The sequence below is a fragment of the Kitasatospora sp. NPDC032121 genome (assembly GCF_055580145.1).
This window is the reverse complement of sequence record NZ_JBVILX010000002.1, coordinates 381,684-388,025: the sequence shown is the minus strand read 5'-3', so window position 1 is coordinate 388,025 and position 6,342 is coordinate 381,684. Positions and strand designations below refer to the sequence as shown.

Annotated in this window: 6 protein-coding genes and 1 tRNA gene; 4 read left to right on the top strand and 3 right to left on the bottom strand. The window is 73.6% G+C overall.

What is annotated here, in order from left to right:
* Positions 1 to 304: 304 nt before the first annotated feature.
* A complete protein-coding gene (locus tag ACZ5OX_RS07580; protein WP_392868512.1) occupies positions 305 to 784 on the bottom strand; it encodes a hypothetical protein in 480 nt (159 codons plus the stop codon).
* Between the two features lie 349 nt (positions 785 to 1,133).
* Here ACZ5OX_RS07580 and ACZ5OX_RS07575 point away from each other — a divergent pair, with 349 nt between their 5' ends.
* On the top strand, positions 1,134 to 1,916 hold the full coding sequence (locus ACZ5OX_RS07575; RefSeq protein ID WP_465629134.1) for an alpha/beta fold hydrolase: 783 nt from the start codon (positions 1,134 to 1,136) through the stop codon (positions 1,914 to 1,916).
* Positions 1,917 to 2,144: 228 nt separating this feature from the next.
* Positions 2,145 to 3,263 carry a nucleotide disphospho-sugar-binding domain-containing protein gene (locus ACZ5OX_RS07570; RefSeq protein WP_465629133.1) on the top strand — a complete coding sequence of 373 codons (1,119 nt, stop codon included), beginning with the start codon at positions 2,145 to 2,147 and terminating at the stop codon, positions 3,261 to 3,263.
* A 103-nt stretch (positions 3,264 to 3,366) separates the two neighbouring features.
* On the opposite strand, the gene ACZ5OX_RS07565 is transcribed toward ACZ5OX_RS07570, so the two are convergent.
* On the bottom strand, positions 3,367 to 4,623 hold the full coding sequence (locus tag ACZ5OX_RS07565) for an MFS transporter (protein WP_465629132.1): 1,257 nt from the start codon (positions 4,621 to 4,623) through the stop codon (positions 3,367 to 3,369).
* A 144-nt stretch (positions 4,624 to 4,767) separates the two neighbouring features.
* Here ACZ5OX_RS07565 and ACZ5OX_RS07560 point away from each other — a divergent pair, with 144 nt between their 5' ends.
* Complete coding sequence (locus ACZ5OX_RS07560; RefSeq protein ID WP_465629131.1) at positions 4,768 to 5,694, top strand: LysR family transcriptional regulator; 927 nt, start codon at positions 4,768 to 4,770, stop codon at positions 5,692 to 5,694.
* A 69-nt stretch (positions 5,695 to 5,763) separates the two neighbouring features.
* Here the strand turns inward: ACZ5OX_RS07560 and ACZ5OX_RS07555 are convergent.
* Positions 5,764 to 5,837: transfer RNA gene (locus ACZ5OX_RS07555), tRNA-Gly, on the bottom strand.
* Between the two features lie 276 nt (positions 5,838 to 6,113).
* On the opposite strand from ACZ5OX_RS07555, the gene ACZ5OX_RS07550 reads away from it, so the two are divergent.
* Positions 6,114 to 6,335 carry a hypothetical protein gene (locus ACZ5OX_RS07550; RefSeq protein WP_074001850.1) on the top strand — a complete coding sequence of 74 codons (222 nt, stop codon included), beginning with the start codon at positions 6,114 to 6,116 and terminating at the stop codon, positions 6,333 to 6,335.
* Positions 6,336 to 6,342 lie beyond the last annotated feature (7 nt).

The following is a 6,342-nucleotide window of genomic DNA, read 5'->3' as shown; positions in this document are numbered from 1 at the left end:
GGGGTGGGGGTGGGGGAGGGGGGGAGGGGGGGGGGGGGAGGAGGGGATGGAAGGGTGGTACAAAAGACGGAAAGAAGGGGGGGGGGGGGGGGGGGGGGGGGGAGAGGGAGAGGAAGGGGGGGGGGGGGGGGGGGGGGGGGGGTGGGGGGGCCCCCCCCCCCACGCCTCCCCCGGTCGGCACCCACGGCCCTACGGCCGGGCTCCGGCCCGCCACCCGGAGAGCGGCCCTGAGCGGCCCCGAGCAGCCGGAACAGCCGGGGCGGAACCGTCAGAACAACCGGGGCGCCCGGAACAACCGGGGCGACTAACCCAGCGCGCTCCAGTGCGGACAGCGGACGTACGGCAGCGGCGGCGCACAGCGGTCGACGCCGCCGGACAGCACCGGGCCGCGCTCCGAGCGGGCCACGCCGGGCGAACTCGCGGTCAGCCCGGCCTCGCCCGACTCCCCGAAGCGCAGCGCCAGCCGGTAGCCGTCCGGGGTGGTCGCGGCGACACCCGGGCGGTCCCGGTCGGCGTTCAGCGAGGTGATCGTCCAGCCGCGCCGGCGCCAGTGCCGCTCCACCACGTCCGCCAGCGCCGCCCGGCGGGGCAGCGAGACGACGGTGAGGAGGTCCCGGCCGCGGGTGACGTACCAGAGCAGTTCCGATTCGCGCCCCGGCAGCGGCAGCCGCGCTCCGGCCCGCGCGGGCGCCCCCTGCCAGACCGGTGCCGGACGGACGGCGTCCAGGGTGTCCTGGAGCAGCGTCTCGCAGCGTTCGGCGGCGTCGAGTTGATCGGCCGTCACCCCAGGGTTCGACCCCGGTCGGCGAACCGGCGCTATCCGCGCCCCTCCGGGGCGGCCACCCGGGCGTCCGAGATTCAGTTCGGCACCACCTGACTGCACAGGGCCCTCCGTACTCCTCCCGGCGTTCAACCCGGGCAGGCATTCCGTCACTGCTTGGACGGCGGACGGGTACGGGCAGTTCCCCTCCCGGTCCCGTCCCTCACCGTTCCCACACGTTCATAGTGCACTGCACGGTGCAGTTGAATCACTGCCCTGCACTGTGTAGTTTACTTATCTGCCGGCCGGGCGGCCCGAACCGCCGACCGGCCTCCCGAACAAGCCTTCTGACCCGCCATCGAGAGGACCCGCCATGCCCGTCATCACCGTCGACACCGCCCGCATCCCCTACCGCGTCGTCGGCGACGGCCCCGACACCCTCGTCCTGGTGCACGGCACCGGCCCCGGCTCCGCCATGTGGGACGGCCTGCTGGACGCCTTCACCGACCGCTACACCGTGCTGCTGCCCGACCTCTCCGGCAGCGAGGCCGCCGAGGACGACGGCGCTCCGCTCACCCTGGAGACCCTGGCCGCCCAGGTCGCCGCCGTGATCGAGGACGCCGGCCGCGGCCCCGCCGACGTCCTCGGCTTCTCGCTCGGCGCCGTCGTCGCCACCGCGACCGCCGCCCTGCACCCCGGGCGGGTCCGCCGCCTGGTCGCCGCGGCCGGCTGGATCAGCGCGGAGCAGGACGAGTACCTGCGGCTCTCCATGGCCACCTGGCTCTCGCTCGCCGACCACCCCACCGCGTTCGGCGGCTACGCCACCCTCACCGCCTTCAGCCGCGGCTTCCTCGACCGGATCGGGCGCGCCGCCGTCCAGGCCAACACCGCCTACCTGCGGCCGACTCCGGGCACCCTGCGGCACATCGCCCTCAACCTGGCCCTCGACCTCGGCCCGCTGCTCCCGCGCGTCCAGGCCCCCACCCTGGTGATCGGCTGCACCCGGGACGCCACCGTCCCGGTGGAGAACGCCCGCCGGCTGCACTCCGCCCTGCCCGGCAGTGCCTACGCCGAGTTCGACACCGGCCACATCGTGCTCGCCGAGGAGACCGGGGCGTTCACCGGCGCCGTCCGGGAGTTCCTCGCCGCTTCCTGAACGATCCGGCCGCCCGAACGATCCGGCCGCCCGAGCAATCCAGCCACCCGAGCGGTCCGACCCGCCCGCCCGCACCGGGCGACCGGCGCGAGGAGCACACCGACACCCGAGAGGCAAGCCCCGTCCCAGAACGGCCGATTACCGCGCATGGTGATTCATATCGAATTGACTGAACGTCAACTTGAAAGGTGAGACTGCCTTGTCGGAAACATTCGCAAGGAGAAGACCATGCGCATACTCTTCACCGGCCCCGCCGCGGCCGGTCACCTCTACCCGATGGTGCCCACCGCCCAGGCGCTGCGTGCCGCAGGGCACGAGGTGCTGTTCGCCGGCGCACAGCCGCTCGACATGATCCGGCCCTCGGGCTTCCCCGTCGTGGAGATCGGCGACGGCCGGACCCTGCGGGAGATCGTCGAGGAGCGCCTCGGCGGCCGGGTCCAGTACGTCAACCAGGACAAGACCCAGGAAGAGATCTTCGACATGGCGGCCGCGATGTTCGCGTACGCCACCCGCCCCGACGTCGACGGCCTGCTGGCGGCCGCCACCGACTGGGGCGCCGACCTGATCGTCCACGATGCCTTCCACTCCGCCGCCCCGCTGGTCGCCACCCGGCTCAGGATCCCGGCGGTCGTGCACAACTTCGGTGCCAGTCCCGGCCGTTCCATGGCCGAACTGGTGGCCTCGCACGTGCCCGACCTGTACGAGGAGTGGGGCCTGGCCGGGCCGTCGATCGCCGCGACGCTCAACGTCGGCCCGCTCGGCGGCGACCCGGACGGCCTCGCGATGCGCTACGTCCCGTACAACGGCGGCGGCGTCGTCCCCGCCGAGTTCCTCCGCAAGCCCGACCGTCCGCGGGCGGTCGTCACCCTGGGCACCGTGCTCTCCGAGCTCGACGGCGTCCGCGCGGTGGTCCGCATGGTCCAGGCGGCGGCCGAGGTCGACGCCGACTTCCTGCTCGCGGTCGGCGGCGCCGACCTCGCCCCGCTCGGCACCCTGCCCGACAACGTCCGCGGCCTGCCCTGGGTCCCGCTCAACGAACTGCTCAGCCAGGCCGACGCGCTGATCCACCACGGCGGCTCGGGCACCATGCTGACCGCCGTCCAGGCCGGCCTGCCCCAGCTGCTGCTCCCGCAGGGCGCGGACCACTTCCTCAACGCCGAGGCCCTCACCGCCACCGGCGCCGCGCTGAGCTCCGCCTCCGACGCCGTCGACACCCCGCTGCTCGAACGCGTCCTCACCGACCCCGCGCTCCGCGACGCCGCCCAGCGTCTGCAGTCCGCCAACGCCGCCCTGCCCGCCCCGGCCGCCCTGGTCGCCACGCTGGAGGAGCTCGCCGCCCGCCACTGATCCCCGCTCGGGCACTCCTGCGCCCCGAGCCCGCGGCAGCCGCGGGTCCACCGACCCGCGGCTGCCGCCGTACCGTCCCTCCGGCAGCGCGGCCGGTCGACGCTCAGACGGGTGACCTCCGTGCCGCCGGGTCGTCCGGCACGGCTTCCGACCGCGTCCGGTCGGCCCGGGGCAGCAGGAACGGGGTGGCCAGGATGAGCAGTCCCGCGACCGTGAGGGCGGTGCGCGGGCCGGTGGCGTCGGCGAGCAGCCCGCCGAGCGCGGTGCAGACGGCGATGGACGCCTGCTGCCCGATCGACCAGGCGGACAGGGTGCGGGCGAGGAGGTGCTCGGGCGTGCGTTCGAGCCGGTAGGTGGCGAGCACCGGGTTGAACAGGCTCATGTTGACGATGATCGCCAGCTCGACGGCCATCACGGTGACGAGGCCGACCACGCCGGGCCGGACGAAGACCAGGCCGATCAGCCAGACGGCACGCAGGGTGCCGACGATCCGGAGCACCCGGTCCCGGCCGTACCGCTCCACCACCCGCCGGGCCAACCGGGAGCCGATCAGCCCGCCGAGGCAGGGCGCCGCGAAGGCGAGGCCGTACTGCCACGGGGCGAAGTGGAGTTGGCGCAGCAGGAGCACCGCGAGCACCGGCTCGGTGGCCATGATCAGACCGGCGACGAGCAGGTTGTTGAGGTAGAGCGCCCGCAGCCCGGGGTCGCCCGTGATGTGCCGCCAGCCGTCGAGCACCGTTCCGGCTCGGACCGAACTCCCGCCGGCCCGCCGCGGCGCCTCCTCCCGGCCACGGATCGCGGTGATCCACAGCGCGGAGAACAGGTAGCTGACCGCGTCGGCCACCACCGTGGTGACCGGCCCGAACCGGCCGACCGCCGCCCCGCCCAGCGGCGGCCCGACCGCGATGGAGCTCCAGTTCGTGGACTCCAGGCGGGCGTTGGCCACCAGCAGGTCGTCCGGCCGGACGATGGCCTTGAGGTACGCGCCACTGGCCGCGCCGAACGCGATCCTGGCCGCGGCGACCACCACCGACACCACGAGCAGCTGGACGAAGCCGAGCAGGCCGAAGGCGTAGGCGAGCGGGATCGTCGCCATGGCCGCGAACCGGACCAGGTCCATCGCGATCATGACCGGGCGCTTGCGCCGGAACTCCACCCACGGCGCGAGCGGCGCCGCGACCAGCGCGCCCACCGCGGGCCCCACCGCCGACAGCGCGGACACCTCGGCCGGGCCGGCGTGCAGCACCAGGACCGCGATCAGCGGCAGCGCCCCGAACCCCAGCCCGGACCCGTACGCGCTCACCGCGTACGCCGCCCACAGCCGGCCGAACGGCCGGCCCAACCGTCTCCCGCCCCTCATCCGCGGTGCGCTCCCCTCGACTCGACGTCCGACCGCACAAACCGCGGTTGACCGGGGAGAGCCAATCCGACGCCAGGACAAGGGGTCAAACAACCGCCTCACCCCTCCTGCACAACCAGTGGTTGTTCCCTAGGGTGGGTCGGCGTGGACCTCGAAGCAGTGCGCACCTTCGCCGCCATCGCCGAAGCCGGCCAGTTCCAGAAGGCCGCCGTCGACCTGGCCGTCACCCAGCAGGCCGTCTCCAAGCGCGTCGCCGCACTGGAGCGCGACCTCGGCGTCCGACTGTTCACCCGCACCCCGCGCGGCGCCGAACTCACCATCGACGGACAGGCCTTCCTGCCCCACGCCCGCGAGCTGCTGCGCGCCGCCGAACGCGCGGTCGCGTCCGTGCGCGCCGGCCGCCGCCCGCTGCGCGTCGACGTGCTCAACTCGCGCGGCGCGGCCTCGGGCCTGATGCGCGACTTCCACAGCGCCCACCCCGGGATCGACCTCGACGTGCTGATGCTGCTCGACATCGAGACCGCCGTCGCCGCCATCCGCTCCGGCACCATCGACGCGTCCTTCCGCGCCGTCGCCATGCCCGGCCGGCCGCTCCCCGAGGACATCGAGTCCGTCCGGGTCCTCGACGAACCCCTCCAGCTCCTCACCGGCCCCGCCCACGCCCTGGCGGACGCCAGGTCGGTGACCGTCGCCGACCTGGTCGGCCACCGGATCTGGATGCCCGGCATCGTCCCCGGCAGCGAGTGGGGCGCCTACTACGACGACCTCGTCGCCGAGTTCGGCCTCACCATCGAGTCCACCGGCCCCAACTTCGGCTCCGACGCCCTCCTCGACACCGTCGCCGACACCCCGGCCCTGGCCACCTTCATGAGCGAGCGGACCCGCCTCGTCTGGCCCGCCGGCCACGGCCTGCGCCGCATCCCGGTGACCGACCCGACCCCCGTCTACCCCCACTCACTCCTCTGGCACCGCGACAACCCCCACCCCGCCCTCCCCACCCTCCGCGCCCACCTCACCCCCACCCCCACCACCCCGGACACCTGGACCCCCACCTGGGCCAACCACCACTGACCCCGCCCGGGGCCACCCCAGCCCCGACAACGCAAAAGCCGCAGGTCATGTGACCTGCGGCTTTCGGTATGGAGCGGGCGACGAGAATCGAACTCGCGCTCTAAGCTTGGGAAGCTCATGTTCTACCATTAAACTACGCCCGCCTGATGAGCCGTCAGAGACCGCTCGATCCAGTGTCACTGTACCCCATCTGCGACGGTGGTTGCACAGGGGGCCGGGGGACGTGGCGGACCGGGGTGGGGCGGGTGTCGGGGGCGTACTGTTTGGGCCGCGTGCGAGTGCTCCGGTGGGTGGGAGCCGAGGCGGCGAGCCATGGTGAGGAATGTCCGGAACATCCCCTAATGTGACGCTGTCCCGGGGCTCGGCCGCCGGGGCGGTGAGTACGGGTGAGTACTGGGTTAGGGATGGGAAGGGGATCGATGGAGCAGCGCGCCGTCGTTCGTTGTGCCGAGGGGCACCTGTTCAGCACCACCACGTTCCCGATGCAGAACCTCGGTCCGGGTCGGCTCGGCCCCGGGCGGTTGATCCGTTGTCCGCAGTGCGGACGGATGCGGAGTTCGGTGCTGGCCGACGTGCGGGAGCTGTCGGAGCCGCAACTGGCGCGGGCGATGCGGTTGGAGGCCGCCGAGTTCCTGGCCTGACGGTCGC